22 protein-coding genes and 1 pseudogene are annotated in these 26,882 nt (G+C 59.5%); 6 read left to right on the top strand and 17 right to left on the bottom strand.

Annotation, left to right across the window (positions count from 1 at the left end; translation table 11 throughout):
- Positions 1 to 113 precede the first annotated feature (113 nt).
- The 3 genes from ACMDB8_RS03110 to ACMDB8_RS03100 form a co-directional block, all read right to left on the bottom strand.
- Complete coding sequence (locus tag ACMDB8_RS03110) at positions 114 to 2,123, bottom strand: ATP-binding protein (protein ID WP_409078316.1); 2,010 nt, start codon at positions 2,121 to 2,123, stop codon at positions 114 to 116.
- A gap of 249 nt (positions 2,124 to 2,372) precedes the next feature.
- Positions 2,373 to 2,678 (bottom strand): hypothetical protein, encoded by a 306-nt coding sequence (locus ACMDB8_RS03105; protein WP_409078317.1) that lies wholly within the window; start codon positions 2,676 to 2,678, stop codon positions 2,373 to 2,375.
- A 182-nt stretch (positions 2,679 to 2,860) separates the two neighbouring features.
- Positions 2,861 to 3,124: a hypothetical protein gene (locus ACMDB8_RS03100; protein ID WP_409078318.1), complete on the bottom strand. Its 264-nt coding sequence runs from the start codon at positions 3,122 to 3,124 to the stop codon at positions 2,861 to 2,863.
- Positions 3,125 to 3,328: 204 nt separating this feature from the next.
- On the opposite strand from ACMDB8_RS03100, the gene ACMDB8_RS03095 reads away from it, so the two are divergent.
- From ACMDB8_RS03095 to ACMDB8_RS03085, 3 genes are all read left to right on the top strand, one after another.
- Positions 3,329 to 3,790: an isochorismatase family protein gene (locus ACMDB8_RS03095; protein WP_409078319.1), complete on the top strand. Its 462-nt coding sequence runs from the start codon at positions 3,329 to 3,331 to the stop codon at positions 3,788 to 3,790.
- A 174-nt stretch (positions 3,791 to 3,964) separates the two neighbouring features.
- A complete protein-coding gene (locus ACMDB8_RS03090; RefSeq protein ID WP_409078320.1) occupies positions 3,965 to 4,315 on the top strand; it encodes a DUF6124 family protein in 351 nt (116 codons plus the stop codon).
- A gap of 1 nt (position 4,316) precedes the next feature.
- Positions 4,317 to 4,565: a hypothetical protein gene (locus ACMDB8_RS03085; RefSeq protein ID WP_056728170.1), complete on the top strand. Its 249-nt coding sequence runs from the start codon at positions 4,317 to 4,319 to the stop codon at positions 4,563 to 4,565.
- Between the two features lie 58 nt (positions 4,566 to 4,623).
- On the opposite strand, the gene ACMDB8_RS03080 is transcribed toward ACMDB8_RS03085, so the two are convergent.
- From ACMDB8_RS03080 to ACMDB8_RS03065, 4 genes are all read right to left on the bottom strand, one after another.
- Positions 4,624 to 5,823 (bottom strand): type II toxin-antitoxin system HipA family toxin, encoded by a 1,200-nt coding sequence (locus ACMDB8_RS03080; RefSeq protein WP_056728167.1) that lies wholly within the window; start codon positions 5,821 to 5,823, stop codon positions 4,624 to 4,626.
- Positions 5,820 to 6,071: a helix-turn-helix domain-containing protein gene (locus ACMDB8_RS03075; protein WP_056728165.1), complete on the bottom strand. Its 252-nt coding sequence runs from the start codon at positions 6,069 to 6,071 to the stop codon at positions 5,820 to 5,822. The genes ACMDB8_RS03080 and ACMDB8_RS03075 overlap by 4 nt, the downstream gene beginning before the upstream one ends.
- A 408-nt stretch (positions 6,072 to 6,479) precedes the next feature.
- Positions 6,480 to 7,313 (bottom strand): phosphatase PAP2 family protein, encoded by an 834-nt coding sequence (locus ACMDB8_RS03070; RefSeq protein ID WP_056728163.1) that lies wholly within the window; start codon positions 7,311 to 7,313, stop codon positions 6,480 to 6,482.
- A 31-nt stretch (positions 7,314 to 7,344) separates the two neighbouring features.
- A complete protein-coding gene (locus ACMDB8_RS03065) occupies positions 7,345 to 8,016 on the bottom strand; it encodes a histidine phosphatase family protein (protein ID WP_409078321.1) in 672 nt (223 codons plus the stop codon).
- A 260-nt stretch (positions 8,017 to 8,276) separates the two neighbouring features.
- Here ACMDB8_RS03065 and ACMDB8_RS03060 point away from each other — a divergent pair.
- Together ACMDB8_RS03060 and ACMDB8_RS03055 are read left to right on the top strand one after the other, a co-directional pair.
- Positions 8,277 to 9,290 (top strand): annotated as a pseudogene (locus ACMDB8_RS03060) (methyl-accepting chemotaxis protein); the annotation flags it as partial.
- Between the two features lie 42 nt (positions 9,291 to 9,332).
- Complete coding sequence (locus ACMDB8_RS03055; RefSeq protein ID WP_413966579.1) at positions 9,333 to 10,196, top strand: methyl-accepting chemotaxis protein; 864 nt, start codon at positions 9,333 to 9,335, stop codon at positions 10,194 to 10,196.
- Positions 10,197 to 10,359: 163 nt separating this feature from the next.
- Here ACMDB8_RS03055 and ACMDB8_RS03050 read toward each other — a convergent pair whose 3' ends face one another.
- The 6 genes from ACMDB8_RS03050 to ACMDB8_RS03025 all read right to left on the bottom strand — a co-directional run bounded on the left by ACMDB8_RS03050 (position 10,360) and on the right by ACMDB8_RS03025 (position 20,194).
- Entirely contained in the window at positions 10,360 to 11,733 is a 1,374-nt protein-coding gene (locus tag ACMDB8_RS03050) for a DUF1329 domain-containing protein (RefSeq protein WP_223542524.1), read from the bottom strand.
- Positions 11,734 to 11,879: 146 nt separating this feature from the next.
- Positions 11,880 to 13,835, bottom strand: coding sequence for a DUF1302 domain-containing protein (locus ACMDB8_RS03045; protein WP_223542525.1), 1,956 nt, complete (start codon positions 13,833 to 13,835; stop codon positions 11,880 to 11,882).
- A gap of 45 nt (positions 13,836 to 13,880) precedes the next feature.
- A complete protein-coding gene (locus ACMDB8_RS03040) occupies positions 13,881 to 15,185 on the bottom strand; it encodes a phospholipase (protein WP_409078322.1) in 1,305 nt (434 codons plus the stop codon).
- A 227-nt stretch (positions 15,186 to 15,412) separates the two neighbouring features.
- Positions 15,413 to 16,981: an FGGY-family carbohydrate kinase gene (locus tag ACMDB8_RS03035; RefSeq protein ID WP_056728155.1), complete on the bottom strand. Its 1,569-nt coding sequence runs from the start codon at positions 16,979 to 16,981 to the stop codon at positions 15,413 to 15,415.
- Between the two features lie 20 nt (positions 16,982 to 17,001).
- On the bottom strand, positions 17,002 to 18,591 hold the full coding sequence (locus ACMDB8_RS03030; RefSeq protein WP_409078323.1) for a glycerol-3-phosphate dehydrogenase/oxidase: 1,590 nt from the start codon (positions 18,589 to 18,591) through the stop codon (positions 17,002 to 17,004).
- A gap of 7 nt (positions 18,592 to 18,598) precedes the next feature.
- Positions 18,599 to 20,194 carry an FAD-binding oxidoreductase gene (locus tag ACMDB8_RS03025; RefSeq protein WP_223542527.1) on the bottom strand — a complete coding sequence of 532 codons (1,596 nt, stop codon included), beginning with the start codon at positions 20,192 to 20,194 and terminating at the stop codon, positions 18,599 to 18,601.
- A 210-nt stretch (positions 20,195 to 20,404) separates the two neighbouring features.
- Here ACMDB8_RS03025 and ACMDB8_RS03020 point away from each other — a divergent pair, with 210 nt between their 5' ends.
- Entirely contained in the window at positions 20,405 to 21,421 is a 1,017-nt protein-coding gene (locus ACMDB8_RS03020; RefSeq protein ID WP_409078324.1) for an AraC family transcriptional regulator, read from the top strand.
- Positions 21,422 to 21,436: 15 nt separating this feature from the next.
- Here ACMDB8_RS03020 and ACMDB8_RS03015 read toward each other — a convergent pair whose 3' ends face one another.
- The 4 genes from ACMDB8_RS03015 to ACMDB8_RS03000 all read right to left on the bottom strand — a co-directional run bounded on the left by ACMDB8_RS03015 (position 21,437) and on the right by ACMDB8_RS03000 (position 26,751).
- Positions 21,437 to 22,894 (bottom strand): N-acyl-D-amino-acid deacylase family protein, encoded by a 1,458-nt coding sequence (locus tag ACMDB8_RS03015; RefSeq protein ID WP_223542529.1) that lies wholly within the window; start codon positions 22,892 to 22,894, stop codon positions 21,437 to 21,439.
- 1 nt (position 22,895) lies between these two features.
- A complete protein-coding gene (locus ACMDB8_RS03010) occupies positions 22,896 to 23,756 on the bottom strand; it encodes a MurR/RpiR family transcriptional regulator (protein WP_046038631.1) in 861 nt (286 codons plus the stop codon).
- Positions 23,757 to 23,770: 14 nt separating this feature from the next.
- A complete protein-coding gene (locus ACMDB8_RS03005) occupies positions 23,771 to 25,120 on the bottom strand; it encodes a gluconate:H+ symporter (protein WP_056728145.1) in 1,350 nt (449 codons plus the stop codon).
- Positions 25,121 to 25,305: 185 nt separating this feature from the next.
- Positions 25,306 to 26,751, bottom strand: coding sequence for a SulP family inorganic anion transporter (locus ACMDB8_RS03000; RefSeq protein ID WP_223542531.1), 1,446 nt, complete (start codon positions 26,749 to 26,751; stop codon positions 25,306 to 25,308).
- Between the last annotated feature and the right edge of the window lie 131 nt (positions 26,752 to 26,882).

Here is a 26,882-nt window from a genome sequence, read left to right as displayed (position 1 = left end):
CTAGCGCAGATCGTTGATTTCAGTTCGCCAGGCCGCTCCACCACCTGGAAATAGTACAGGGTGTTGCAGCTGAGGAGCGCCGTTCCGTTCAAACGACGCCGCGTGATCGGTACCTATTCGACATCTTCAGTGAGTGCCTCCAATAGTTCATCTTTAGTGGACTCAATTTCTAGGCTGTCTCGTTGGGTTTTCAAGGTGCTCAGCATAAAGTCGTGCGAAATTTGGAATTCTTCGATGATGGTTTGCCAAGTTTTTACATATTTTTTAATCGGATTAATGGGGGTGCCGGCGCCTATTAGCCCTGGATCATTCTTATCAGTCAGATTGTTGAGTCGTTCCTGAATATCAAAATTGGACTCTGAGATTTTTCGCCCTACAAGAACGATTTCATACTTGGTTCTTATACCGTTGAATTCTGGATGTCGAGACAAAATAGTGGCATAGTCATCCACCTGTCGCAGATGCTTTGTGTTCAAGGATACGCTTGGGCGCTTTATTTCAATAATCACACACCTAAAGTATGGCTGATTGTTAGAGTCGTATTGCTTCTGCCTTCTTACTAGGAATAGATCAACCTGGCGATTAGCGCCATCTACAGTGGCACCACCATCAAGATCGTCCTTTTCAACGAGGTCAATATCCTTAACCGAATCTCTAAGATTTTGGGCGATTTTTGTAAACGTGTCTTCTTCAGCCCCAATGCTTTCATACTGATTACCAAACAGCCAAGTGTTACTTTCGATAACTCCCTGGAGGTCAGGTGTCTCAAGCGTTGTCCTATAGTGATTTCGCATTATTTCAGCGATTCTAGCAATTGCATGCTCACGTTTTTGTAGCGACTCAATGGTTTGAATAATATTCTGGAGTTTTGCACGCTTGATTTGCGTCGCAAAATTTTCCATAGCGACGGCATCCAGATTTAACACACTATCTAAAATTTCAAACAGGGAACTATTTTCACTAGATACGGAAATCTTATCTAACAGCCTTATTATTATTTTTCTTTGTTTTTTGTTACCGTTTTTGAATAGCTTTGGGTCGGCAAGTATGATGCCTTTTACGATGCGTTTGGTATTGCCGAGCCGCCAGCTAGAGTACGCAGGGTCAATATCTTTATAGTCTGGAAAATCACCCTCTTCAATAAACCCTTCTATCTGCTCGTCTGCTAACCGCGCGAGAAATTCTTGATAATGATTTTGAGTAAAGACCGAAAGTTTCTTGGAAAACTCTTTCCAGACTTTTGATGCGGACAATTCATTGAATGTCGAACGCAATTGAGTATCGCCGCCCGACAAAGCATCCAACCAAGGAGACGAAACCAGTAGGCTTGTGTAATATCCAGGCTTCTGATTCAAGCTGCTAGGCATATGATGCAACGGTATGCCTTCACTTCCTCTAAGATATGTATAGGATTTTTCAGAGTTAAGTTTTTCGCCCCACTGTATCAGCTCGACAGAAAACTCGATACCTTCAGCGTCGATTGTGCTCTGCGTCAGAACATGTGAAGGCGGGCATATTGGCGTAGCATTAAGTGTCAAGCTTTTCTCAGGATTGAATGCCAGATGCCATCCAAGCTCCAGCTGTAACTGATGGATTAATTTCTCTTGCTCAGGAAGGATATTAATAAAATTTGTAAGTTCTACGCATGTACCCTGATGCATAGGGGATAAAAGGGCATTTTGTTCATTTTCAGGAATCTCACGCCCGCTAATCGTACTTAGAGACGAGCTTTGTATGCCGATTATCGCATTTCGGCCACGAAATTTTGTATTCCAAACGGCGTTGGCGCAAATCTTGTGGAACGCTAACCTCCCTCTTCCTTTAGAACCGTGCGTGGAATGTGATCGCCTCTTCAAGGAATCATTGAATCGCCTAAAATTATCCATAGGCTTAGTAAAGTCGATCCCTTCACCATCATCTAATACCGTAACAGATATAGTTCCACCCATATCGTTTTCGCGAGTTATAACTCGGACGGATTTAGCTCCTGCGTCGAACCCATTCCATATGAGCTCAGCGATTGGCTGCCACGGTTCGAGATCCCTTTTGAAGTGATTTCTAATGCCTTCGTCAGTGATAGTGGTCGAACCTGAAAAGTCGAAGGTAGCTGGTGAAGAGGTCAACTTAGTAGTCCTTTATTTTCGTGTTTTGATACTAGATCTATTTGCATTCCTAGCCAGCAACATCTTCGCATGCCCGATTGTCCGAGAATCGCCTGTAGTGATCCTCGTCCACACTCATGATTCGCTTGGTTTAGAGCTACGGTGCCAGGTGAGCACCTACACCCCGTGGCGCAACACCGAACATAGCAAAAATCCGTTGTGTCGTCGCCGTCCCCTTCCAACCGGAGGCTACCTTTGGATAAGCATCCGCTATTGGCCGACTGTGTTGAAAAAGTCGGTTTTCTGAAAAGGCCAGGAGAGCGATCGGTGAAAACGCCTTTTTAGGACGCCGCCACGTGAAATCTGAGTCCAGCAACCTCTCTCGAAAGTAATGATTTCAATCTCAGACGCATGCTTTTCTGCTGCGGAAACCATTGCCGATTTTTTTTCAACAGAATCGGCCGATTTCTGCCTGTCGCCACCGGAAGCTATGGGCAGTTCACTGCCAATCATGGTTACGAAGAGTGCTGGCAGATCGAATGCAAACGGGTAGTCCAGTGGAATGCAGTATTCCAATTGGTATTCCAACTAAAAATTAAAATCGCTATTAATGTTATGAATCAATAAGTTACTGAGCCAATTCAGATTACCCCGGCCCACCAATTGAGACACCAACGAAGCCCGCCCCGTGCGGGCTTCGTTGTTTCTGGGCGTATCACAAGCCCTGCAACAGTCTGAAGAAGAACCCACACCAACGATCAGTACTTGATGTCCCGGGCTGTGCGACGGGTATCCTGCTTGGTGCTGCGCTTGTCCTGGCGACAGTCTACGTTGCTCTTGTCATTGCCTTTTCTACAATCATCCTTGGTTTGCCGGGCAGTGGAGCGCCCTTCCTGCCTGGTATCGCGAGCTTCACGCCGTTGTTGACCCTGCTCGGTCGCGTAGGCGGGTAGCGTCACCCACTGCACGCCAGTGGCGATGAGCAGCATCGCCAGGGCTTTCAAGTAGTGCTTGCGAGTCATGATTTTTCTCCAAAGCCATATCACTCAGTCGCTTCGTTCGCTCCCCCCCAGGAATTCCGCGAAAACGTGAGTTACATCGTACGCTCACAACTCACAAAAGCACTTTGTGGCAGGTGAAATCTGACGATAGGGTTACATGGACAGTCGCGCGATGCCGCTATGTGCACAGTCGCCCCTAACACTGCCATCACCTCGGAGAAGCCCATGCGCCAAGCCCTCCTGATCATCGACGTACAACCCGGCTTCGCCCCGCCCCAGTGGTTGATCGACGGTATCCAGGCGCTCATCGGCACCCTGCCCAGTATCGCCACGGTCGAGCGCCACGACGAGTCCATAACCCCCTTCGAAAAACAGCTCGGCTGGCACCCCGCGCCGGACGATGACAGCCTGATCCCGGCCGACCGCATTTTTATCAAGCACGGCTACGCGCCCACACCGGAAACCATCGACTACCTGAGAAGCCTCAACGTCAAACGCGTGCTGGTGTGCGGCCTGCAGACCGAAACCTGCTGCCTGGCGGCGGGGTTTGCGCTGTTTGATGCGGGTTTGCAGCCGACGTTGATCACGGATTTGACGGTGGGGTCATCGCTGGACCGGACGGGTAGGTTGGGGGTCAGGCTTTGGGAGCATCATTTCAAGCACACGGTGAAATCGAGTGACCTGTGATCGGTGCAACGACTTCACCGCGTCCTAGGACATTTCCCGCAAAACGCGTCGCCTTTCATGAACTGGCGGATGCTGCACCTCACAGATAGCCTTTAGAGGTCGCTGCAAATCAGTGACCAGTTTTGACAGACTGAAAACCGGGGCAGCTCCTATGAATAGACCAGGATCTCCATCATGAAAAAAACAGCCCCAAATCCACCCGACTCGACTATCGAAACACCCGACTTATCCCAACTCTCCAAAACCACCGAACCCACCATCAGCGCCCGCCTCCGCGACCCCAATCACCTAGATCCCATCAGCCACGTCTTCACCCTGCGCCCCAACATCGACACACCGGCCCTGCTCACCCACGCCAGTGAAACCCTGGCCTCGCTCAACGTCATGAGCACCGACCTTGCCTGCGAGCTTGAGAGTTCGCCTCGCAACATCGCCCTGGCGATCCAGCAGTTGGCCGTGCTGGCGCAATTGCTGGTGAACCGGGCACTGGACAACATCGCGCCACTCGACGAAGTGGAGGCTTGAGATGGATCGATACATGCCGATGACCGGCATCGACTGCACCATCGCGTCGCTGCTGATCGACACCGAAGCACCACTGGATGTACTGCATGAAACAGCTGCCTACCGCATTCGAACCGCGACGCAATTGCTAGAGAGTTTCGCGGCTGATGAGGGTGTTTACAGCGAACTGGCGCGGGTGCTGGTCACGTCCCTGCGCGATGGATGCGATTTGCTGGATGTGGTTGGGCGGCGGTTGCGGATGCAGGTTTGATCTCGGAAAACAAAATGGGCGACTTTCCTGAAATCGCCCATTTTAATTGATGTTGAAACTACCCAAACGTCAGGGCGAAAGGGGCTGCCGCGTGCTGTATTGCCTTCACCACATGAGGCGCCTGCTCCCGAAACTCAGGGTAGCGCTTCAGCACCAACTCAACTGCCGCAAGCAATCGCTGAATCCGCAACTCAGGATGTTCCACCTCACACGTCTGTGCAAACTCCAACAACCCCTGACGGGAAGCAAACAACGACTTGTTACCCATAAGGTCTAGCGCCAAAACATCTTCAGGGATATAGGCCGTCGTATTAACGATGTCGTATGCCGGCGCGAGGCGCGCGTCACGTTGGGTCGGCTCCGAATAGAGCAAGCCGAAGTTCTTTAAATGAGCATCGCCGTTCCCAACGATGCAGCTCAGCGCTATGTAATCGAAAAGTTGATCAAGCGAGGTTCGTTGATTGTTTGCCGGGCAAAACAGCCGAATCGCTTTGGCTATGGCAGCATAGCTTTTGCTGTATTTCTGATCGGCCGAGAGCCCCATCAGTGCGGCCATGTCCTCGAATCCAATCGGGTTAAGCTGGTCGTCCCGATCAAAGCGACGCATGACAAACAGCCTTGCATTGTCGGACAGGTAAAACTGCGGGACTGGAATGCCCGCCTCCTTGGCAATGGACATGCAAAGGAACTCATTGATGGCCAGTCCTGGAAACTCATCCCGGCCACTCTTGATTATCAAGTCAGAGGTTTTCGAGGTGGCTCGTCGCAATTCGAAATCTTGCTGCTCAGGCACCAAAACCTTCGGCTGAACACCCGATATACCTGCCCGTAAAATATAGCGGTCAAGAAGGTCGGCGAAGATATCTTCCGCTCCATCCCAGGTGAGAATTTCTTCGAGTTTTTCTCCAGGGAACTGCTGTTCGCCAAGCAGGGCATCAACGGTTTCGGAATGCACCTGAATCCTGCCAATTGGCGAACTGCTGCCAGAAAGAGCAAGCAACAACATTGGATCGACATTTACGGTTTTCGCCAGGCGATTGCGCAACTGCTCCAACATATAGCCTTCAGGAAGGTTCATCTGGAATACGGGATGCAGATCCCGCCGACGAAACTCGTCAGCCCGCACGGGCATCGACAGACTGATGGAGGTGTTGGGTAAAGCGTCTTCTAGATAGCGAAAAATATAATTATCGCCGCTGGTGAGGATTCGGCCGCTATGGCCCTCTGGGGTACTGACTTTGAGGGAGGTCATTTTCATTCGAACAACTCCCCAAGCTCTTCAAGGGTCGGCATGGCCGCCGGTATAACGGTGAGCTGGCAGTCCAAAGCGCTCAAGACTCTTGCGTAAGCGTTCATGGCAACAGTATCGACACCCTGCTCGACAGCAATGACTTTCTGCCGCGTCAAACCGGCGAGCTCAGCAAGTCGAGCTTGTGTCAGACCGCGCCTGATACGCGTTTCACGTATTTGGCTACCGAGTCGGGATATCAGCAGGACGTATTCCATGTTCAGTTACCGTGACATTTATATTTAAATGTATCGTATACAGAACATTATTGCGAATTTGCCTTACACCCCGTCTCCCCCCACCAATATCCCCAACACAATCGACACCAACGCTGCCGCAAGGGCCGCTTGCGTGCCCGGTCGGAGGTCGACCTTGCCGCGGATCATTTGCCGTAGCGGTGTCGCAAGCTCTGGTACAGGGCTTTGATCCAGATGAATTTTTCTTCACCCCACCCCCTCACGCCAGCCTGTACATTGCCCTCGCTCATTCAAGAAACTACGGTTTGCCCGCCCTCCCGCGGGCTTTTTTTTGTCTGCGAATTCGCAATCCGAGACTCACTGAAGGTTTCCTCGGGCAACAAAAAACCCGCCCCTTTCGAGATGCGGGTTTTGCGCTTCAACAACGACTCAATTCACAGGTTGAGTCTGAGTCGCCAACACCGGTTGTTCCGCTCTGGTGAGCACCGGCTGTTCCAGCCTCGCTCGCCCGTAAAACGCCAGCGCCGTCAGCAAACACGCCAGCCACACGAAGATCCCGGCCCAGAAGGTGTGGGACATGTAGTGCCACCCTTGCAATACTCGCGTGGTGCCATAGATGAAACCGAGTGCCAGCGAGCCGTACATGATCGCTTTCGAATAGCGCCAGCGATAACGGCGAGCCACGAAGTACAACGCCAGCATGGTGAAGCCGCCCGACGCATGTCCGCCCGGCCAGCAGCGCCCCTCTCCAGCGACTTTCAGCAGGTCGAAATTCTCGTACCACTCGACGTGCTCCATTTTGCCGCCGTACAGGGTCGTCTCGATCGGGCAATACACGCTGGTGTGGCCCTTGAGGTAGTGAATCACCCCGGTGCTGATGGAGAACGCGAACACCACGTAGAGAAAATCGCGTCGATGGCGGTTGGCAAAGCGCAGTATCGGTGCGACTTTGATTTTTTCCAGGAAGGCGATGATTTTCGCGTGTTTTTCAGCCTTCAGGCGTGGCCAGAGAAACGACAGCAAGGCACCGATAATCGCAATTTCGCCGGTCCAGTTCGGAATGATTCGCGCCCATTTGTGGGTGATTTTTTCGAACAGATGGACCTGGTCCAACGGGTACGTCTGCGTCACCGGATCAAAAAAGTAATTGTTGAAAGCGATGTCGATGCTGGTCATGTCGAACATCAGGAATACCGCGACCGCGCAGGCCAGCGGAATACCAAAATTCATCCAGTAAAAGCGGTAGCGGGAAGCGGTCAGCATGCTCAGTCCTGATTCAAAGGGATGGTGAAATTCAACGGGGCGTCACCGTCGGCCAATCCGATGCTTCGATAAAGCCAAGCATGCGCGGAGCCTGTGGCGATTCGGCGGAGATAAACAGAGAGGCCCCGTAACCCAGGGTCGAAGTCGGCAAATGGAGCTCTTTTTCCAGTTGGTCCATGCATTCGCTGTGGGTCACCAGAATCATGTTGCGCCCGGCCACCTTGTGCGCCAGCGCGTCGCGCAGCATGGTGCCCTTGCAACTGATCAGCCAGTCTTCCCCCGTGCCAACCTTGTTGAACATGAAGTTGGCAGTCTGCGCAGTGCGCTGGATCGGGCTGTTGTAGATATCGACCTTGCCCAGGCCAAGGTGTTTGAACTGTGCCCCGAGGTTCTCGGCAACACGACGAGAACGCTCGGTAATGCCATCGTTGCCAACCAGGCAAGGCGCCGAGGAGTGATCGCAGCGCTCGACGTGGCGCACCAGAACGATCAGGTCGCCCTTGGCCCATCCGGTCATCAACGCCTGTGCACCGCTCACATTGCCGTGAGCCAGGTCCGGAACGGCGGCAGGTCGCAGCAAGAACACCGTCAACGGGATCACCAGCAGCGCCGAGGCCAACACTACCGCAGCGTTGCGATAACGGGCGAAGCGGCTCAGATCGATCGAGCGCTTTATCCCGAAAAGACTCAGTCTTAATTCCACATCACGCTGCCTCGCCAGCAAACACTGCCTCATTAGATCCCGGCAGGTTAAGGAAACGTGCGTCGGTGACTGGTGAAACGTTTGTGAAAAAAAGCTTAAAAGCGCTGTAAAAATTTTGTTACAGAATCCGTTCGGAAAAATCCTTTCAGCTCCCGGGATTGCTGCCGATACATCCTGCTTACACAGCTTGGCGGCTTCCAAAAAAAACAATCTTCCAGCCAACCGACGATAAAGAAGTACCAAGTTCCTGGAGGAATGAGATGAATAGCTGGTTCGGCAACATCAGCGTGAACCTGAAACTGGGCCTGGGGTTTGGCCTGGTCCTGGCACTGACCTGCGTCCTGGCCCTGACCGGCTGGACCAGCCTGGGCGGGTTGATCGACCGCAGCAACTGGATGAGTGACATCACCCAGCTCAACGCCGGCCTGACCAAGCTGCGCGTGGTTCGCCTGCAATACATGCTGACCAACGGCGACGAAACCGCCGCGCAGAACGTACAGACTACCCTCGACGCCTTCTCGGCCCAGCAGCAAGCCCTGCTGGCGAAGTTCAAGAGCCCGGAAAACCTCAAGCTGCTGCGCGAGCAAGGCGCCGTCATCGACGCCTACAGGACGTCCCTGGGCAAGATGCGCAGCGCCTATCGCGCCGGCAACAGCGCCCGCGACGCCATGAGTGCCAACGCCGAAACCGCCAACACGCTGATCAATGACATCAATGCCCGCGTGCAGCAAATGCCGTTGAACGACCAGCGCTTCGAACAGTTCCAGGCCATCACCGCGGCCAAGGAAGCGTTCCTGCTGGCGCGCTACGAAGTGCGCGGCTACACCGCCAGTACCAATGCCGAGACCGAGCAAAAAGCCGTCGGCCAACTGGACGCCGCCATCGCCAGCCTGAAACCGCTGAACACGCATTTCGCCGACTCCCAGCAAGACGCCCTGCGTCAGCTTGAAACGGCGCTCGGCAACTACCGCAGCGCCTTGCAGGCCTATAAAGCCGCCAGCAATGACGCGGTGCAAGCGCGCAAGGAAATGACCGACCAGGGCGCGGCCATCGTGTCCCAGAGCGATCAGCTGTATCAGATCCAGCTCGACCGACGTGATGCCGAAAGCGCCCAGGCCCGGACCCTGCAACTGATCAGCACGTTGCTTGCACTGCTGGTGGGCATCATTGCCGCCGTGGTCATCACTCGCCAGATCACCCGGCCATTGCGCGAAACCCTGGCGGTGGTCGATCGCATCGCCAGCGGTGACCTGTCCCACAACGTGCTGGTCACCCGTCGCGACGAACTCGGCGTGTTGCAGCAAGGCATCGCGCGCATGGGTGTGACCCTGCGCGACTTGATCAGCGGCATCCGCGACGGCGTGACCCAGATCGCCAGCGCCGCCGAAGAGCTGTCGGCCGTGACCGAGCAGACCAGTGCCGGGGTCAACAGCCAGAAAGTCGAGACCGATCAGGTGGCCACCGCCATGCACGAGATGACCGCCACCGTGCAGGAAGTCGCGCGCAACGCCGAAGAAGCCTCGCAAGCCGCTGCGGCGGCGGACGGCGAAGCCCGTGAGGGTGACAAAGTGGTCAACGAAGCCATTGCCCAGATCGAGCGCCTGGCCAACGAAGTGGTGCGCTCCACCGAGGCCATGAGCGTGCTGCAAAAGGAAAGCGACAAGATCGGCAGCGTCATGGACGTGATCAAGGCCGTCGCCGAACAGACCAACCTGCTGGCACTCAATGCCGCCATCGAAGCGGCACGTGCCGGTGAAGCCGGTCGAGGTTTTGCGGTGGTGGCCGACGAGGTCCGCGGCCTGGCCCAGCGCACACAGAAATCCACCGAGGAAATCGAAGGCCTGGTAGCCGGCCTGCAGAACGGCACGCAACAAGTGTCGGCGGTGATGAACAACAGCCGCGTCCTCACCGACAGCAGCGTGGCCCTGACCCGCAAGGCCGGCGAGTCACTGGAGAACATCACCCGCACGGTGTCCAACATCCAGTCGATGAACCAGCAGATCGCCGCCGCTGCCGAACAGCAAAGCGCCGTGGCCGAAGAGATCAGCCGCAGCATCATCAACGTGCGCGATGTGTCCGAACAGACCGCAGCGGCGAGCGATGAGACCGCCAAGTCCAGCATTGAACTGGCGCGGTTGGGTGGTCAATTGCAGCAGATGGTGAGCCACTTCCGCGTCTGACCGTATACCCACGGTGATTGGAAGACCCATTCGCGGGCAAGCCCGCTCCCACAGGTAAAGAGTCGAACATAGAATCTGTGAACGGCTCTGAAAACCCTGTGGAAGCGAGCCCGCTCGTGATTGCGTTCTCACAGACTGCATCTGAAAGGGTGTGCTGCGCCGCTTACCGCGTCCCACGCTGGCGCAATGCCGACGGCATGAAGTACGCGTCTTCCGGCACCGGTTGGGCGAAGTCCACTGTGGCCGGCTCTTCGTTGTCCAGGTTCTGCACGTAGTAACGACGCGCCTGCAAGTCATGGAATACGTCCAGTGCGCTCCAGGTGGTGGGCAGGTCGTAGAAGTTTTTCAGGTAGGCCATCGACACCCGCCACAACTCCCCTCGCCCGTCGTATTGGTCCACCAGGGCGGCGCCCCAACTGTCCTCGTCCAGAAACAGCACGCGCTTGGAATAGATATGCCGCGCACCCGGCTTGAGCGTGCCTTCGACCACCCAGACCCGATGCAGCTCATAACGGGTGAATTGCGGGTTGAGATGGCCCGGTGTGAGCAACTGCTCGTACTTCACCTCAGGGCTGCCGACTTTGTAATTGTTATAGGGAATGTAGACCTCTTGCTTGCCCTTGAGCTTCCAGTCGTAGCGGTCTGGCGAGCCGTTGAACATGTCCGTATCGTCCGCCGTGCGCAGGCCGTCGGATGAGGCGATCGGGGTGTCATACGCGAGGTTCGGCGCCCGGCGTACACGGCGTTGGCCCGCGTCGTAGACCCAGGCCTGGCGCGGGTCCTTGAGCTGGTCCAGGGTCTCGTGAACCAATGCCGCACCGCCCGCCAGCCGGGCCGGGCTCTTCACGAATGCCAGGTAGTAGAACAGGATGTTTTTCAGGTCGGCAAACTGGCCACCCGGGCGGTAATAGTTGAAGAGCCCCTCTTGCTGCGAGGTTACAAGCGCGAAGCTGCCGTTGCGTTGTACCGGCGCTTCGGAAGCACGACGGACCACATAGATGCCGCGATAACGGGTGATGTGGTTCCACAGCACCTCGATGCCATCCTTGGGCACCGGGAACGGCACACCGCCGTAGCCTTCGGCAAAACCGGTCCCGCCATCGAGCAGCTTGGCCGAGGTCGCGTTTTTCAAGGTGTTGTCGTACAGCCACTGCGGTGCCGAGCCCGACCGGCGAGAGGGATAGACCGGCATCTGGAAGGTGTCGGGGTAGCTGTTGAACAGTGCGATCTGACCCGGGCTGAGGTGGGCCTTGTACTGTTCAAGGTTGGCTTTGGTGATGGTGAACAGCGGCTTGTCCGCCGCATAGGGGTCCAGGTGATGCTGGCCCGGCTTGTAGCCTGCCGGCGCCTGGGTGATACCGCCGTTCCAGGCCGGAATGGTCCCGGCCGCGTTGCCGGCACGCTCGGCCCCCAGCGGCGTCAGCGTGGTTTTCAACTGCTCGGCTTGCTGGGGCGTGATCGCAGCAAGTGCGCTGCCGGCGGCCAGGCTCAGGAACAGCGCCAGCGTGGTCTTGGTCAGTTGTGAAGTGTGAAACATGATCGTTCTCCGAATTAAAGGCAGATGCACTGCACCCAGTCCTTGTGGGAGCGGGCTTGCCCGCGATAGCGGTGGATCAGTCAACATGGATGTCGAATGTGCTGCCGCCATCGCGGGCAAGCCCGCTCCCACAGGGGAATGAGCTTTCACAAGAAGTACTTGAGGTTGAAGCCGACGTTGTCGCGATCACGCAGGCCGTTGTCCTGCCCGCCGCCGTAGAATTCGGTGTATTGCAGCTCGGCCTCCAGCTTGTTCTGGTAGTTGGCCTTGATCCCCAGGGTGTAGGCCTTGCGGCCCTCGATGATGTTGCCCGCCTGGTAGCTGTTGCCCTCGAAGTCATCCTTGTAGACGACATAAGGCGAGACGTTGACCCCGGCATACACGTCGTTCCAGGTGCCGTTGAGCATCGCGGTGTAGCTGTAGGAGTTGCGGTTGACCTGGTCGCTGCGCTCGCCGCCGGACACATAGGAAAAGTTTCCGGTGCCAGCGTAGTAACGGGTACTGCCGTCATACGCGGTGTATTGCAGGCTGCTGCCGCGCAGGTGCTCGGACGCCAGCTCGAATACGCCGAACAGCGAGTCGAATGACAGGCTCGGGCCAAAGTTGTAAATGGTGCCCAGGGACGTATTGAACGCTTCCACCCGCTCGGCGTTATTGATCTGGCTGTCGAGCGTGACCTGCTGCCCGCCGATGTTGATGGTCTGGCCGCCTGCCGCTGCAGCGGCGCCGTTGGCCAGGTCGCCGATCAGGTCGTTGGTGGCGGCGACCCCGATGGGCAGGTTCGGCCGATAGGCCACTTCACCGAACACCGACGCCTGGCCCAGGGTGGTGTTGAAACTGAAGCCGTACATGCGGATGTCTTCGGCGTAGCGCCGATGCGCCTGGATATTGCCCAGCACATCCATGGTCGCCAGGCCATTGGCCAATTGCCCCGCCTGGCTGCCGGCGACACCGGTCAACAGGTTGGTCAGGGCATTCATGTCGATGCCCTGGTACCCGCCCAGATCGGCGGAAATGGTCGGCTCCTTGGCGTGGTAGTTGACCATGTACAACCCGAACTCGGTGCTGTTGAGTTCTTCTGCGATGTAGCGAAAAGCGAAACCGAACTGGCCGTCGTTGCGCGCATTGAAATCCTTGCCGACCGTGGCCACTTTGACGGTGTTGCCAAAGGCCGGGGTGACCCCGTTGGCGTACAGGCCGGTGGTGCTCAGGGCCTGGTTGAGCAACGGGTTGTTGCCCAGCGCGCTGTACAGATCGATCACGTTGCCGAAGCCAGGCACCGGGGTGTCCAGCGCGGTACCGCTGAAGTTGTTGTAGGCGGTGTTGCCGCCGTCGGCGAACAGGTCCGTCTGCGAGTAGAACGTACCGACCGGGTCGATGCGGGTTTCCTTCCAGTTCGTCTGGTAAAAGCTTTCCATGGTCAGGCTGTCGGTCAGGCCAATGTTGAAGCTCAGCGCTTCCACCGGTACCAGCACTTCCTTGACTTCAGCCCCGGGCAGACGGTACTTGGCCGCATCCACCGGGTTGGTGGTGTTGATCCCGCCACGGTAGAAAATCCCCTCGCCCCAGTTGAACACCTGGCGCCCTATGCGTGCCGTGAGCGGCATCTGCGCGACGTCCCAGTTGCCGTAGAGGTAGGCGTCGAGCATCTCCACCCGGCTGCCGGCGATATCGCGGGTCTGGTCCGTGAAGTGGTCGTCCTGCGGGAAACTCTGGCTGGGTTGCGACGGGTTGTTGTTGCGGTAGTAATCGTTGCGCTTGTCCATCAGTTGGGTGTCATAGAACGCGGTGCCGCGCACGAACATCCCGTAGTTCTGATAGTTGGCCTCGAGCTCCGAGGTGATCTTGTACACCTCGGAAACCAGCCCGGTGTCGAAGTTGCGATTGCCGTCGTTGGTGTTGACGTCATCGTTGTTCTTGTCCCGGCCCTGGACCCGCCACAAACGGCCATAAGACAGGGTACTGTCGAATGAACCGGTGATCTGGTTGTCCAGCACGCTGAACTCCTTGGCCTGCACGCCGTCGACCGCGCACAGTTGCAGCAGCCCTGCCAGGCCCACGCCGGGAAGCGCCGCGCCAGACAGGCGAAATCGAGTGCTCATGATCCTTTCCTCTTTCCCTGGTTTTATTGTTTTTGTGTTCTGAAGCTATTGCTGCGATGGCTGTGGCGCCATTCCCGCACGGGCGTAAATCCGGCTGTGGGCGCCGAAATGCCCCAGCAGTTTGAACAGCTGCTGGTTAAGTGCCGGATGGTCGAAGTCTTCGCGCTGCAGCTGATTGCCGCCGCTGAAATCACTGGTGATCGGTGCCGTGTCCAGCCACTGGCCGATGGCTTCATCAAATACCGCCGATTCGTCGACGGACTCGGCACTCACTACTTCGCGCAGGTAGTCCACCGAGTACGGCGGATAACGGGCGTCCTGTGCAGAGTCGGCATAAACGTCGAGCATCGGGTGTGCCTGGCCGGCGCGCAGCAGGCGACGAAGCCAGGCCGACTGATACTTCTCCACTTCCATGTGCCGGGTGGCGACCCGTTCGATGGCCGCATGCTTGTCCGCATCGAAGCCGGCCAGGGCCTTGCCTTCCAGCACCAGCAGGCTCGCCAGTTCGACACCGGGCAGCGGCTTGGCGTGATAAGGCTGGGTCAGGTCCTGAACGTGGTGCAGGCCCCAACCTAGGAATCGATAACCCCAATAGGGATGGCCAGTGGCAAACGCCAGTCGCGCCAAGCCCATGTACTGGTAGGCGCGCCAGTCCGGCCAGCTGCGCTGAAGAAATCCGGCGGCGGCGTATACCACCGGATTTTCATGGAAGAAGCCCATATGGAAAGGCGCCTGGGAACTGTACTGAAACCGCGCGTCACCGAAGGGCTGCGGGCCGAAGCCGTACAACGCGCCGACGTCGCCGGGGTTGTCGCTGAACAGGTTGATGTCGTGGCCGTAATCCGGCTCATCGGCGGCGCTGGCCAACACGGCCAGGGGCGCGACTTTTTCGTTGTCGGTGACGCGGATGAAGCGCTGGCGAGTCCACGGCGAAAGCGTCTGCTCCACCATGACTTGTTCGGCCTTGAGGTGCTCACGCTCGGGCAGATCCTTGCCCGGCAGCGGCTGGATGACCATCGCCAGATGAACCCCGGGATTGATGCGCAGTGCGGTGAGGAAGTCGTGGCGCAGATTGTCCCCGGGCATGGCCGGCAATCGCAGGTTGTCGGGGCGCGGCGGGTATTGGGTGAAGTGCTCTCGGGCGAAGTTTTCCTGCTCATCGAGCAGCGCACTCACGGCCTGGTATTGCTGCGAAAGAAACTGCTCCAGCGGCTCGACTTCGACCTGTGGCGCATCACGCAACGTCGGCAGATCCTGCAACGCCAGGTAGCTGCCCACTGTATGGTTCGACCAGCCCCAGGCAGTAGGGGCCGTTGCACAAAGCAGCAACAGGAGGAATGTCAGCTTCATTGCCTGGTTCTTATTGGATGTGCCGTGGGGGTTGAGCCTAACAACCGACCCTGCCCCTGACACTGTCCAATCTCACCAGAAAAGTTCTCCGATAGCGCCACGTGCAAAGTTGCCTATGGTTCTCTGTAGGAGCTGCCGAAGGCTGCGATTTTTTGATTTTGGCGGACTCGAAGATCAAAGGATCGCAGCCTTCGGCAGCTCCTACAGGGGAGATCTGCGGTGTTCTTTCAGGCCGGGTAACCAGTGATTTTGCGGATGCTCTGGTACAACGGCTTGAGCTGTCGATACATGCGCAGGTAGACCTCTTTGTACAGTCGCTCGTAGATCTGCTGCGCCTCGGGTTGCGGCATGAATACCGCACCGACCCGAGTCATGGCGGCCATCGCCGTGGGGAAATCCGCGTGCAGCCCCAGGCCCACCGCGCAGCAAATGGCCGCGCCCAGGCCGGACGCTTCGTAGACATGCGGACGCTCGGCCGGCAGGCCGAAAATGTTCGCCGTGAGTTGCATCGCGGCATCACTCTGCGAACCGCCTCCGGCAACACGCAAGCGCGTAATGGAGACCCTCGAGCGCTTCTCGATTTTCTCCATGCCCTGACGCAAGGCATACGCCAGGCCTTCGAGGATCGCCCGGTAAATGTGGGCGCGGGTATGCACGTCGCCGAAGCCGATCATCGCGCCCTTGGCCTCCACACCCGGCTCGCGGATGCCGGGCGACCAGTAGGGTTGCAGCATCAACCCCATGGAACCCGGCGGCACGGCGTCGACCAGCGCATCGAAGAGTTGCTCGGGCTCCACGCCCTGGGCTTTGGCCTGCTGCATTTCCCGCAGGCCGAACTCGTTCTTGAACCAGCTGACCATCCAGTAACCGCGATAAATCATCACCTCGCAGTTGTATTGATCCGGCACTGCGGACGGGTAAGGCGGAATCAACGGGACGATTTCCAGGTAGCGCGAGCGGGTGCTGGTGATCGTCGCCGTGGTGCCGTAGGAAAGGCACACGGTGCCTGGGTCGACGACACCGGAACCCACGACTTCGCAGGCCTTGTCGGCACCTGCGGCGATCAGCGGCAGCCCCTCGGGAATGCCGGTGTGGCGGCTGGCCTCGGCGCTGATATGGCCGAGGGTTTCACCAGGCTTGTACAGGCTCGGCAGTTGCTCGGGACGCACCGCCAGCGCCTGCCATTTCCAGTCGGTGGGGGCGGCCCATTTCAGGCGTTTGAAGTCGAACGGCAGGTAACCGACGCAACAACCCACCGAATCGACAAAGCGCCCACAAAGGCGGTGGGTGAGAAACCCCGAAAGCAGCAGAAACTTGTCGGTCGCCGCCCAGACTCCAGGCTGATTGCGGGCGATCCAGTTGGCCTCGGCCTGGGCGCGAAAGTAGTCCACCGTGGCTTGCGCGCCGACCAGTTTGAACAGCCAGCCCCACGGCCCCTTGATGCCGCCCTTGACTTCGGCCTGGCGTTGATCGAGCCACAGGATCGCCGGACGCAGCGCCTTGCCCTGGGCATCGACGTTGATCACGGTGCCGCGTTGGGTGGTCAGGGAGACTCCGGCAATCTGCGAACGATCGATGCCGGTCTGCGTCCACAACTGCTGGCAAGCTTCACCCAGTTTTGCCCAGTAATACTCAGGGTCCTGCTCGGCCCAGCCGGGTTGAGTCGAGTAATAGGCCTGCAACTCGACCTTGCCTTTGCCCAGCAGATTGCCCTGCAGGTCGAAGAGCAGCGCGCGCACGCTCTGGGTGCCATTGTCGATGGCCAACAGGTAACGCTTGTTCGGGTGGTTATCCATGGAGCTCTCTTCAAGGGGCATCAATGCGCGGCATCCGGTAAACCATGATGGCGTTGCCACAACGCCCGATAACGCTGTAATTCCTGCTGCCAATGCTCATCGTCCCAGCCCAGTCGCGGTTGGCAGAGTTGGCCAATGGCAGCGAAATAATCCTCGCCACCGCGCGGCAACAACAAGCCAAGGCGGGTTCGGCGCAGCAGCAGGTCATCCAGGTGCAGGACCATTTCTGCATCGCAGGCAACGGCCAGTTCCACCCACAAGGTGTCAGTGCCGCCGATGGTGTCGTGGCCCAGTTCGGTGATCAGCTTCGCCAGCCTCGGCAGGTCACGGCCATGCCGCCCGGCCAGGCGCCGCCACCGATGGGCGCTGAGCCCCGGTATCGCCAACGGTGGCACAGCGGCGAACACCGGCGCGGCGTCATCAACGAATGGACGATCGAGCATGGCCGCGCAGGCCTTGAGCACTTCGATGGACTGAGGGCGAAAGGTGGTCAGCTTGCCGCCGGCCAGGGTCACGCAACCCGGCTCCTGCCACAGTACATGCTCGCGGGTTTCATTCGACGGTTTGAGCTCACCCGCCGCACTGCCCACCACCGGGCGCACACCCGACCAGGTCGACAGCACATCGGCAGCGACCACTTCGGCCTGGGGGAACTGCTGGCTGCAGGCCGCCAGCAGATAGTCGAGTTCATCCAGGCTGATGCTCGCGCTCTCATCCAGATCCTCGCGATGATCGAGGTCCGTGGTGCCGACCACCGTGGCACCCTCCCAAGGGAAAACGAACACTGGTCGACGGTCGCGCTCGTGCAGGAAAGTGAAGGCTTGCGCCACTGGCAGGCGCCAGCCCGGCAACAACAGATGACTGCCACGCAACGGGCGCAACTGGCGAGGGGCATCGGGCAGGCGCAAGCGCTCGGCCCACGCGCCGGTGGCCACGGCCAGCACACCGCAACGCAATGTCAGTAATCCGCCGCCCTCGCAGTCTTCGACCTGAACCCCGCAAACGCGCCCCTCTTCACGCAGCAATTGCTGCACGCGCAAGCCGTTGAGCACCACGCCACCGTCGGCCCGGGCCTCGCCCAATACGCGCATCACCAGACGGGCATCATCGGTCAGCGCATCGATAAAACAGGTGCCGCCCAGCAGGTCATGTTCCTTCACCCCGGGCGCCAGATAACGCAGTTGTTGCGCGTCATGGAAGTGATGGCTGCGCCGCCCGGCCAAGGCGTCATAAACGGACAACAAACCACCCAGCATCCGAGGTCCGGGAAAGCCGCCACGGTAGTGCGGCATCATGAAACTCATCGGTTCCACCAGCCCCGGCGCTTCGTCGAGCAGGCGCTGGCGTTCACGGACCGAGTCGCGGGTCAGGCGCCACTGCCCCTTGGCGATGTAACGCAAGCCGCCATGGACCATTTTCGAGGAGCGACTGGAGGTGCCCCAGGCGAAATCGCGCTGTTCCAGCAGCAGGCAACGCCAGCCACGGCGCGCAGCTTCGCGCAGGATGCCGGCGCCGCTGATGCCGCCGCCGATGACGATCAGGTCCCAGGTTTCATCCGCCAGCGTCGGCAGCACCCGCTGTCGCCACGCCGCGTTCCAGTCCAGGCTCATGGCGCCGTCACTCCTGCAACAGCGTGCCAGGGTTCAGTCGCCCGGCCGGATCAAAATGCCGACTCAATACCTGCAGGGTGTCCATCGCCAGCGCGCCCTTCTCCCGCCGCAGGTACGGTGCGTGATCCTTGCCCACGCCATGCTGGTGACTGATGGTGCCATGGTTGTCGACGATGGTCTGACTGGCCGCGTGCTTGAGGGCCTGCCAGCGCGCCAGGGTGGCGGGATAGTCCGCCGCCGGGCGAAACACGTAGGTGGTGTAGATGCTCGACCCTTCGCCGTAGACATGGGAAAGGTGGGTGAAGACATGCACCCGCTCGCCTTCGGCAGCCAAGGCGTCGCGCAGGCTGTTTTCGATCAGCGTGAGCAGGTTGTCGACGTTGCTCCAGTCAGTGGCCGTTTCCAGGGTGTCCACCACGTAACCGGCGTTCCACAGGTTCTCGCGCAGGTAGGGAAAACGAAAACGGTTCTGCGCCCACTTCTTGCCGAGCAAGGTGCCGGTAAACACCCCGCCGAACGCCTTGAGGTGCTGCCGGGCCTGACGCAGGGACAGCGCATTTTGCCGACGATTGCCGGTCACGCCGAACGTCAGCAGGCATTTGCCCGCGCTGGCGCCACGCAGGGCCAGGTACTTTTCCAGCCAGGCGATCTGCTGCGGGTGACCGGCCAGCGCCAACTGGGTTTCGGTTTCCACCGCGTTGGACAGGCGCAACATCGACAGCGGCACGCGCGCCTGGGCCAACTGGCGGATAGCTTGCAGCGCCTTGGGCCAATCGGGCAGAAACACACCATAGAAACGCTCATCGGCGGGCAGTGCGCTGACCCGCACCTTCACCTCGGAAATGATCCCGAAACGGCCCTCACAGCCCAACACCACCTCGCGCAGATCGGGCCCGGCCGCCGAGGCCGGAAAGGAGGGAATGTCCAAAGGGCCGGCAAAGGTTTCCAGGGTGCCGCCGGCGAACAGTTGCTCGATCCGCCCATAGCGCAGCGACTGCTGGCCACTGGAGCGGCTGGCGACCCAACCACCCAGGGTCGACAGCTCCCACGACTGCGGGAAATGCCCCAGGGTGTAACCACGGGCACGCAGCTGACTTTCCACCTGCGGTCCACTGGTGCCGGGGCCGAAGGTGGCCAGCAGGCTCTCTTCGTCGAGGTCCAGCAGGCGATTCATGCGGGCCAGGGAAACCGTCACCACCGGCCGCGCGGAACTCGGCGGGTTGATGTGACCGGCCACCGAGGTGCCGCCGCCATAAGGAATCAGGCACAGGTCCTGTTCATGGGCGAGCAGCAGTAACCGGCGAATCTGTTCAGCACTCGTGGGATAGGCCACGGCGTCGGGATAATTTCCCAGCGCGCCCTCACGCAACGCCAGCCAGTCCGGCAGGCTCTGGCCCCGCGCATGCAGCAAACGATCATGGGCATCCACGCTGTACAAGAAGTGTTGCTGCAACCGCGACGGGGGCACGCGGGCCAATGCCGCCTCAAGCGTCGCATCGGGCAGCGCTCGACCGTCACCCACCCGCCGGGCGAGAAAACTCGCGCCCTGGGCCGGCAGCTCGACCACCGTGGTTGCATCTCCCCAGCCGTTCCAGCGTCGCATGCGTGTGTCCTTTTGCGGTTCTGATCAGTGATATTTCAGGCCCCCATACTAGTCAGCCGCCCGAAAGTGTCACGGTCGCATCGGGCCAGTTCGAGTAGCCAATTGAGTCAAACGTCGCGCAGGCGTCAGCCATTTACTTTAGCCGTGGTTTCAAATTACCTTTCAGGGCATTCATCCGCGCACGCGGGCCTTGATCAAAGGAATACGATCATGCAATCCCTGGGCTTCACTTCAGTTCCGCCGCTGCTCAAATACCTGCGTCATGCCGAACAACTGGGCATGACCATCGAGCCTGCGTTGGCGGCTGCCGGGTTGCAGGCACAGCAGTTGAGTGACAACAGCCTGCGGTTGCCGGGTGAGGCCCACGAACGGCTGCTCGATTACTTCTGCGAACACTCGGGCGATGCGTTGTTCGGTCTCAACGCCGCGCGGTTCGTGTTGCCCAACTCCTGGAGCGTGCTGGGCTACATCACCATGAACTGCGCGACACTGGGCGACGCCATGAGCCGCATCATGCCGTTCGAGAAACTGGTGGGCGACATGGGCGTCAGCCGCGCCGAGGTGCAAGGCAGCGAGGTGCACCTGATCTGGACATGCCGCCATCAGCGCCCGCGAATTCGCCGGCACCTGGTGGAAAACGTGCTCGGTTCCTGGCTGCAATACGCGCGCTGGATCGCCGACACGCAGATGTCGCCGGCCGCCGTCTGGCTGGAACATGCCTGCCCCGCCGACACGACGCTGGCCGAGTACGAGCAGTTCTTCGACTGTCCGGTACTGTTCGACCAGCCTTATTCGGCGCTGATTGTCCCGTTGCCGTATTTGCAGTTGCCATTGCGCCAGGCCGATGCGCAATTGCTGCGCACGCTGGAAGAACATGCCCAGGGATTGATGGCCACTCTGGAGGACGCGTCGCTGGAACAGCGGGTCAAAAGCATCCTGCGAAAGTTGCTCAAGGAAGGCCTGCCCCGCAAAGAGCAGGTGGCCGAGCATCTCGCCGTGTCAGTGCGCACGCTGCAACGCCAACTGCATCTGGCCGGTACGTCGTACCAGCAGATCCTCGATGACCTGCGCCAGGAGCTGGCCGAGCATTACCTGCTCAACAGCACCCTGCCGATCCAGGACATCGCCCAGTACCTGGGTTTCACCGAACCCCGCTCGTTTCACCGCACATTCAAAAGCCGGCGCGGGATGCCGCCCGGCGAGTTTCGCCAAACCCACCGGGTTTGACGCAGTCCTCGAAACTCACTGAAAACCCGTGCGCAAATCCCCTTCCCGGGCCAGGAACCGCCCTTCCCTGCGCCCGTTGGCCTGGCCATCGCGGTAGCTCAACACACCGTTGACCCATACCCCTTCGATGCCTTGCGCCGCCCGCTGCGGATCGTTGAAATCGGCGACATCACGGATGGTCGCCGGATCGAACAACACCAGGTCAGCCCAATGGCCTTCGCGTATTTCACCGCGCGCCTTCAAACCGAAGCGTGCCGCCGACAACCCGGTCATTTTGTGCACGGCGGTGTGCAGCGGGAACAGTCCTACGTCACGGCTGAAATGTCCGAGCACCCGAGGGAATGCGCCCCACAACCGTGGGTGCGGAAACGGATCTTCCGGCAAGCCGTCGGAGCCGACCATCGACAGCGGATGCGCGAGGATTCTGCGGACATCCGCCTCATCCATGCCGTAGTACACCGCACCGGCCGGTTGCAGTTGGCGAGCGGCCTCCAGCAACGGCACATTCCATTCGGCGGCGATGTCCATCAGGTCGCGGCCACCCATTTCCGGGTGCGGCGTCGACCAGGTGATGGTGATGCGATGGGCATCGGTCACCTGCTTGAGGTCCAGGGTCGAAGAGCTCGCCGCATACGGATAACAATCGCAACCCACCGGGTGGGTTTTCGCCGCCTGTTCGAGGGACGCCAGCAGCTGCGGACTGCGCCCCCAGTTACCGGCGCCGGCGCATTTGAGGTGGGAAATGATCACCGGGCTTTGCGCATGGCGGCCGATCTTGAACGCCTCGTCCATGGCCTCCAGCACCGGTTCGAATTCGCTGCGCAAATGGGTGGTGTAGACCGCCCCGAACGCGGTCAATTCTTCGGTCAGTTGCATCACTTCCTCGGTGGATGCCGAGAAGGCGCTGGCATAGGCAAGGCCAGTGGACAGGCCCAAGGCGCCGGCCTCCAGGCTTTCGCGCAATTGCTCGCGCATCGCGCTGATTTCATCCACCGTGGCGGTGCGGAACAGGTCGTCCAGATGATTGCTGCGCAACGCCGTATGGCCGACCAGTGCGGCAACGTTCAGCGTGGTGTTCGCCGCTTCAACCGCCGCGCGGTAGTCGCCGAAGGTCGGGTAAACGAACGCAGCGGCCGTGCCCAGCAGGTTCATCGGGTCCGGCGGATCGCCACGCAAAATCACCGGTGACGCGCTGATCCCGCAGTTGCCGACGATGACCGTGGTCACGCCCTGGCTGAGCTTGGGCAGCATCTGCGGCTGACGGATCACCACGGTGTCGTCATGGGTGTGCACGTCGATGAAACCCGGCGCCAGCACATGGCCCTGCGCGTCGATTTCCTCGCTGGCACGGGCATCGCGCAAGTCGCCGATACGCTCGATGCGCCCGTTGAGAATGGCCACGTCGGCGGGGTATCCGGGGCTGTTGCTGCCGTCGATGATCAGGGCGTTGCGAATCAGCGTGTCGTACTGCATGTCAGTCTCCCAGCGGCAAGTGATCGTCGCCGCCGCGGTATTCGTCGAGGGCGAGTTTGATCCGCCGCAGACGTTCTTGATTGTCTTCAGGATTGGCCAGCGCCAGCTCGGTGGCGAGCACGTCGATGGCCAGCAGCATGCCGTAGCGCGCCGCCGTGGGTTTGTAGATGAACGAGGTTTCGGCGCTTTGCAGGGGCAGGACGATGTCGGCCAACTGCGCCAGCGGCGAATCGGCCCGGGTGATGGCCAGAATGCGTGCGCCGTAGTTGCGCGCCAGCTCCACCGTTTCAATCAGCTCCGGGGTGATCCCGGTCAGCGAGCAGACAATCACCACGTGTTCAGCGCTGAGGCTGGCGGCGGTGACGCGCATCATCACCGCATCGTGGCACACCGCAATCGGATAGCCGAGGCGTACCAGGCGCACTTGCAGTTCATCGCTGCACAGGGTCGAGCAACCGCCCATGCCGAAAGCGTGAATCATCCGCGCCTTGCCCAGCAGCTTCACCGCATCGGCGAAACGCGACTCATCGAACGCGGCCAGGTGCTGGCGCAAAGTCGACTCGATGTCGCCCACGATCTGCCCGTAGAACGCCGACTGCTCGGGCGTGCCCGCCGGGTCGAGAAAGCGGCTGCCGACGCCGCTGGCCTGGGCCAGTTGCAAGCGCAGGTCACGCAGGTCCTTACAGCCGACCGTGCGAGCGAAGCGCGACAGCGTGGCGCTGCTGACCTCCGCCCGCAGCGCCAGCTCATCGAGGCTGGCGGAGGCGGCAAATCCTACGTCGTCGAGCATCAGGCGAGCGATACGTCCTTCACCGGCGCTGAAGGAGTCCTGACGGGCGCGGATCTGGTAGAGGATGTCCATGCAAGTGGCTCCGGCTAAATCAGGTAAGAAAGGCCAACGGTCAGGCCGAAGGCAACGACCGAGATCAACGTCTCGAGCACGGTCCAGGTCTTGAAGGTTTGGGTAACGGTCATGTTGAAGTATTCCTTGATCAACCAGAAACCGCCGTCATTGACGTGGGAAAAGATAACCGACCCGGCGCCAGTCGCCAGCACCAGCAGCTCTGGATGGGGATAACCCAGACCAATGGCCACTGGCGCGACCACACCTGAAGCGGTGGTCATGGCCACAGTGGCAGAACCGGTGGCGATGCGCATCAGCGCGGCAAACAGCCAGCCCATCAACAGCGGCGACAAATGAAACTCGTGGGCCAGGCCGACGATCTGGTCGGTGACGCCGGCGTCCACCAGAATCCGGTTCAAGCCACCGCCGGCGCCCACCAGCAACGTGATGCTGGCGGTCGGCGCCAGGCATTCGTTGGTGAACTTGAGGATCGACTCGCGGTTGAAGCCCTGGGCCAGGCCGAGGGTCCAGAAACTCAGCAATGTGGCCAGCAACAGCGCGATCACCGAGTTGCCGATGAACAGCAGGAACTGGTTGAAACCGGTGCCCGGCGTGGAAATCAGGTTGGCCCAGCCGCCGATCAGCATCAGCACCACCGGCAACAGGATGGTCGCCATGGTGATGCCGAAGCCCGGCAGGCTGTCGCGCGGTTCACGCTCAAGAAACTGGCGTTCCAGCGGGTTTTCCGCCGGCAACTGAATGCGCGGCACGATGAACTTGGCGTACAGGGGACCGGCGATGATCGCGGTCGGAATGCCGATCAGGATCGCGTACATCAAGGTCTGCCCCACCGATGCCTGATACACCTGCACCGCCAGCATCGCCGCCGGGTGCGGCGGTACCAGCGCATGCACCACCGACAGCCCGGCGACCATCGGCAAGCCGACCATCAGGATCGAGACGCCCACGCGCCGCGCCACGGTAAAGGCAATCGGCACCAGCAAGACGAAACCGACTTCGAAGAACAGCGGCAGCCCCACCAGAAACGCGATGCACACCATCGCCCAGTGCGCGTTCTTCTCGCCGAAACGGTCGATCATGGTCCGCGCCACCTGCTCGGCGCCGCCGGACTCGGCCATCATTTTGCCGAGCATGGTGCCCAGCGCCACCACCAGCGCGATGTGCCCCAGGGTCTTGCCGACCCCGGCCTCGTACGCCCCCACCACACCGGACGGCGGCATGCCCGCCACCAGCGCCAGGCCGATGGAAATCAGGGTGATGACAATGAACGGGTTGAGCCGGTAGCGAGCGATCAGAACGATCAGAGCGATGATGGCGATGGCGGCATACACCAGCAGCCAATAGCCGAAGGACAGGGTCATGCGGTACTCCTCGAGAGGGTCACGTCGAAATACTTGTGAAACTCTTAAAACATTTCGGCAGGCGATTTTCAAACGAGGTGAAAGTAATTTTCGTACAGAGGTAAGGCGTGTCGCAAAGAGGTATGAGTTGTCGCAAATAATGAAAATCGGGCAGGCGGATTTTCATCGCGCCTGCCTGTTTGATTTCAGTCGTGTTGCATCCGGGCGCGCTTGAGCAATTTCTTGCAGCGTTCGGACAAATGCAGCACCCGCAGGTGCTTGCCGGCCTTGGTGTAGCGCTCGCGCAAGGTGCCCAGCGCGGCGATGGCCGAGTAGTCGACAAAACTCAGGTGCTGGCAATCAAGTGTCACCTGCGCCGGGTCATTGGCCGGATCGAACTGATTGAGAAAGGGTGTGGTCGAGGCGAAGAACAGCGTGCCATGCACCCGGTACAGCTTACTGCCGTCGGTTTCCAGATGACTGTCGGCATACAGCTGACGCGCCTGCTGCCAGGCAAAGTTCAGCGCCGCAATGATGATGCCGCAGAGCACCGCGATGGCCAGATCGGTGAAAACGGTAATCACCGTCACCGCGATGATCACCAGCGCATCGTTCAGCGGGACCTTGTTCATCACCCGCAGCGAAGCCCAGGCGAAGGTCTGTTGCGCCACCACGAACATCACCCCAACCAACGCGGCCAATGGAATGCGCTCGATCAGCGGCGACAGAAACAGGATGAACAACAGGATCGACACCCCGGCCACCATCCCGGACAAGCGCCCGCGCCCGCCGGAACTGAGGTTGATCATAGTCTGGCCAATCATCGCGCAACCGCCCATGCCGCCGAACGCACCGGACACGATGTTCGCCGCCCCCAGCGCCACGCACTCGCGATCCGGATAGCCGCGGCTCTCGGTGATTTCGTCGGTGAGGTTCAGGGTCAACAGGGTTTCCAGCAACCCCACCAGCGCCATCAGGATCGCGTAGGGCGCGATGATGCGCAGGGTGTCGAGGTTCCACGCAATGTCCGGCAGCGCCAGCGTCGGCAAGCCACCGGCAATGTGCGCCATGTCGCCCAGGGTGCGGGTCGGCAGGCCGAGCAGATACACCGCCAGGCCCACGCCGAGAATCGCCACCAGTGCCGGCGGTATCGTACGGGTCAGGCGCGGCAGCACATAGACAACCGTCATCGTCACCGCGACCAGCCCGAGCATCATGTACAGCGGCGTACCGCTCAACCAGGTCTCACCGCTCTTGAAGTGCTCCAGTTGTGCCAGGGCAATGATGATCGCCAGGCCGTTGACGAAGCCAAGCATCACCGGGTGCGGCACCATGCGCACCAGTTTGCCGAGCTTGAGCAGTCCGAACGCCATCATGATCAACCCGCCCAGCAACACTGTGGCCAGCAGGTACTGCACGCCGTGTTGCACCACCAGCGCGACGATCACCACGGCCATCGAGCCGGCCGCGCCGGACACCATGCCCGGTCGCCCGCCGAACAGCGCGGTCAGGGTGCAGATGATGAACGCGCCATAGAGCCCCATCAGCGGATTGAGATGGGCCACCAGCGCGAACGCGATGCACTCGGGCAACAGGGCGAAGGAAGTGGTAAGCCCGGCCAGGACATCGGCGCGTAGACGTTTTGCTTTCATGGGGAACCGCACACAGGGAGAGACGAAAAAGAGTGTGCGGATGTTACGGAAATGCAGTCAGACCGACCAGTCGTTGTGCCTGCGCAAACGCCATCGCGAGCAAGCTCGCTCCCACAAGGGATCTGTGTCGA

Origin of the sequence: Pseudomonas monachiensis (assembly GCF_047345015.1) — a bacterium.
GTDB classification, from domain to species: Bacteria; Pseudomonadota; Gammaproteobacteria; order Pseudomonadales; family Pseudomonadaceae; genus Aquipseudomonas; species Aquipseudomonas monachiensis.
The sequence above is the reverse complement of the archived record's forward strand: the minus strand, read 5'-3'. Positions and strand labels throughout refer to the sequence as shown.

Coding starts and splice junctions, on each gene's coding strand:
- ACMDB8_RS03100 (WP_409078318.1), bottom strand. CDS start 3,124: ATGACTCGCAAGCACTACTTGAAAGCCCTGGCGATGCTGCTCATCGCC.
- ACMDB8_RS03095 (WP_409078319.1), top strand. CDS start 3,329: ATGCGCCAAGCCCTCCTGATCATCGACGTACAACCCGGCTTCGCCCCG.
- ACMDB8_RS03090 (WP_409078320.1), top strand. CDS start 3,965: ATGAAAAAAACAGCCCCAAATCCACCCGACTCGACTATCGAAACACCC.
- ACMDB8_RS03085 (WP_056728170.1), top strand. CDS start 4,317: ATGGATCGATACATGCCGATGACCGGCATCGACTGCACCATCGCGTCG.
- ACMDB8_RS03080 (WP_056728167.1), bottom strand. CDS start 5,823: ATGAAAATGACCTCCCTCAAAGTCAGTACCCCAGAGGGCCATAGCGGC.
- ACMDB8_RS03075 (WP_056728165.1), bottom strand. CDS start 6,071: ATGGAATACGTCCTGCTGATATCCCGACTCGGTAGCCAAATACGTGAA.
- ACMDB8_RS03070 (WP_056728163.1), bottom strand. CDS start 7,313: ATGCTGACCGCTTCCCGCTACCGCTTTTACTGGATGAATTTTGGTATT.
- ACMDB8_RS03055 (WP_413966579.1), top strand. CDS start 9,333: ATGGGTGTGACCCTGCGCGACTTGATCAGCGGCATCCGCGACGGCGTG.
- ACMDB8_RS03050 (WP_223542524.1), bottom strand. CDS start 11,733: ATGTTTCACACTTCACAACTGACCAAGACCACGCTGGCGCTGTTCCTG.
- ACMDB8_RS03045 (WP_223542525.1), bottom strand. CDS start 13,835: ATGAGCACTCGATTTCGCCTGTCTGGCGCGGCGCTTCCCGGCGTGGGC.
- ACMDB8_RS03040 (WP_409078322.1), bottom strand. CDS start 15,185: ATGAAGCTGACATTCCTCCTGTTGCTGCTTTGTGCAACGGCCCCTACT.
- ACMDB8_RS03035 (WP_056728155.1), bottom strand. CDS start 16,981: ATGGATAACCACCCGAACAAGCGTTACCTGTTGGCCATCGACAATGGC.
- ACMDB8_RS03030 (WP_409078323.1), bottom strand. CDS start 18,591: ATGAGCCTGGACTGGAACGCGGCGTGGCGACAGCGGGTGCTGCCGACG.
- ACMDB8_RS03025 (WP_223542527.1), bottom strand. CDS start 20,194: ATGCGACGCTGGAACGGCTGGGGAGATGCAACCACGGTGGTCGAGCTG.
- ACMDB8_RS03020 (WP_409078324.1), top strand. CDS start 20,405: ATGCAATCCCTGGGCTTCACTTCAGTTCCGCCGCTGCTCAAATACCTG.
- ACMDB8_RS03015 (WP_223542529.1), bottom strand. CDS start 22,894: ATGCAGTACGACACGCTGATTCGCAACGCCCTGATCATCGACGGCAGC.
- ACMDB8_RS03010 (WP_046038631.1), bottom strand. CDS start 23,756: ATGGACATCCTCTACCAGATCCGCGCCCGTCAGGACTCCTTCAGCGCC.
- ACMDB8_RS03005 (WP_056728145.1), bottom strand. CDS start 25,120: ATGACCCTGTCCTTCGGCTATTGGCTGCTGGTGTATGCCGCCATCGCC.
- ACMDB8_RS03000 (WP_223542531.1), bottom strand. CDS start 26,751: ATGAAAGCAAAACGTCTACGCGCCGATGTCCTGGCCGGGCTTACCACT.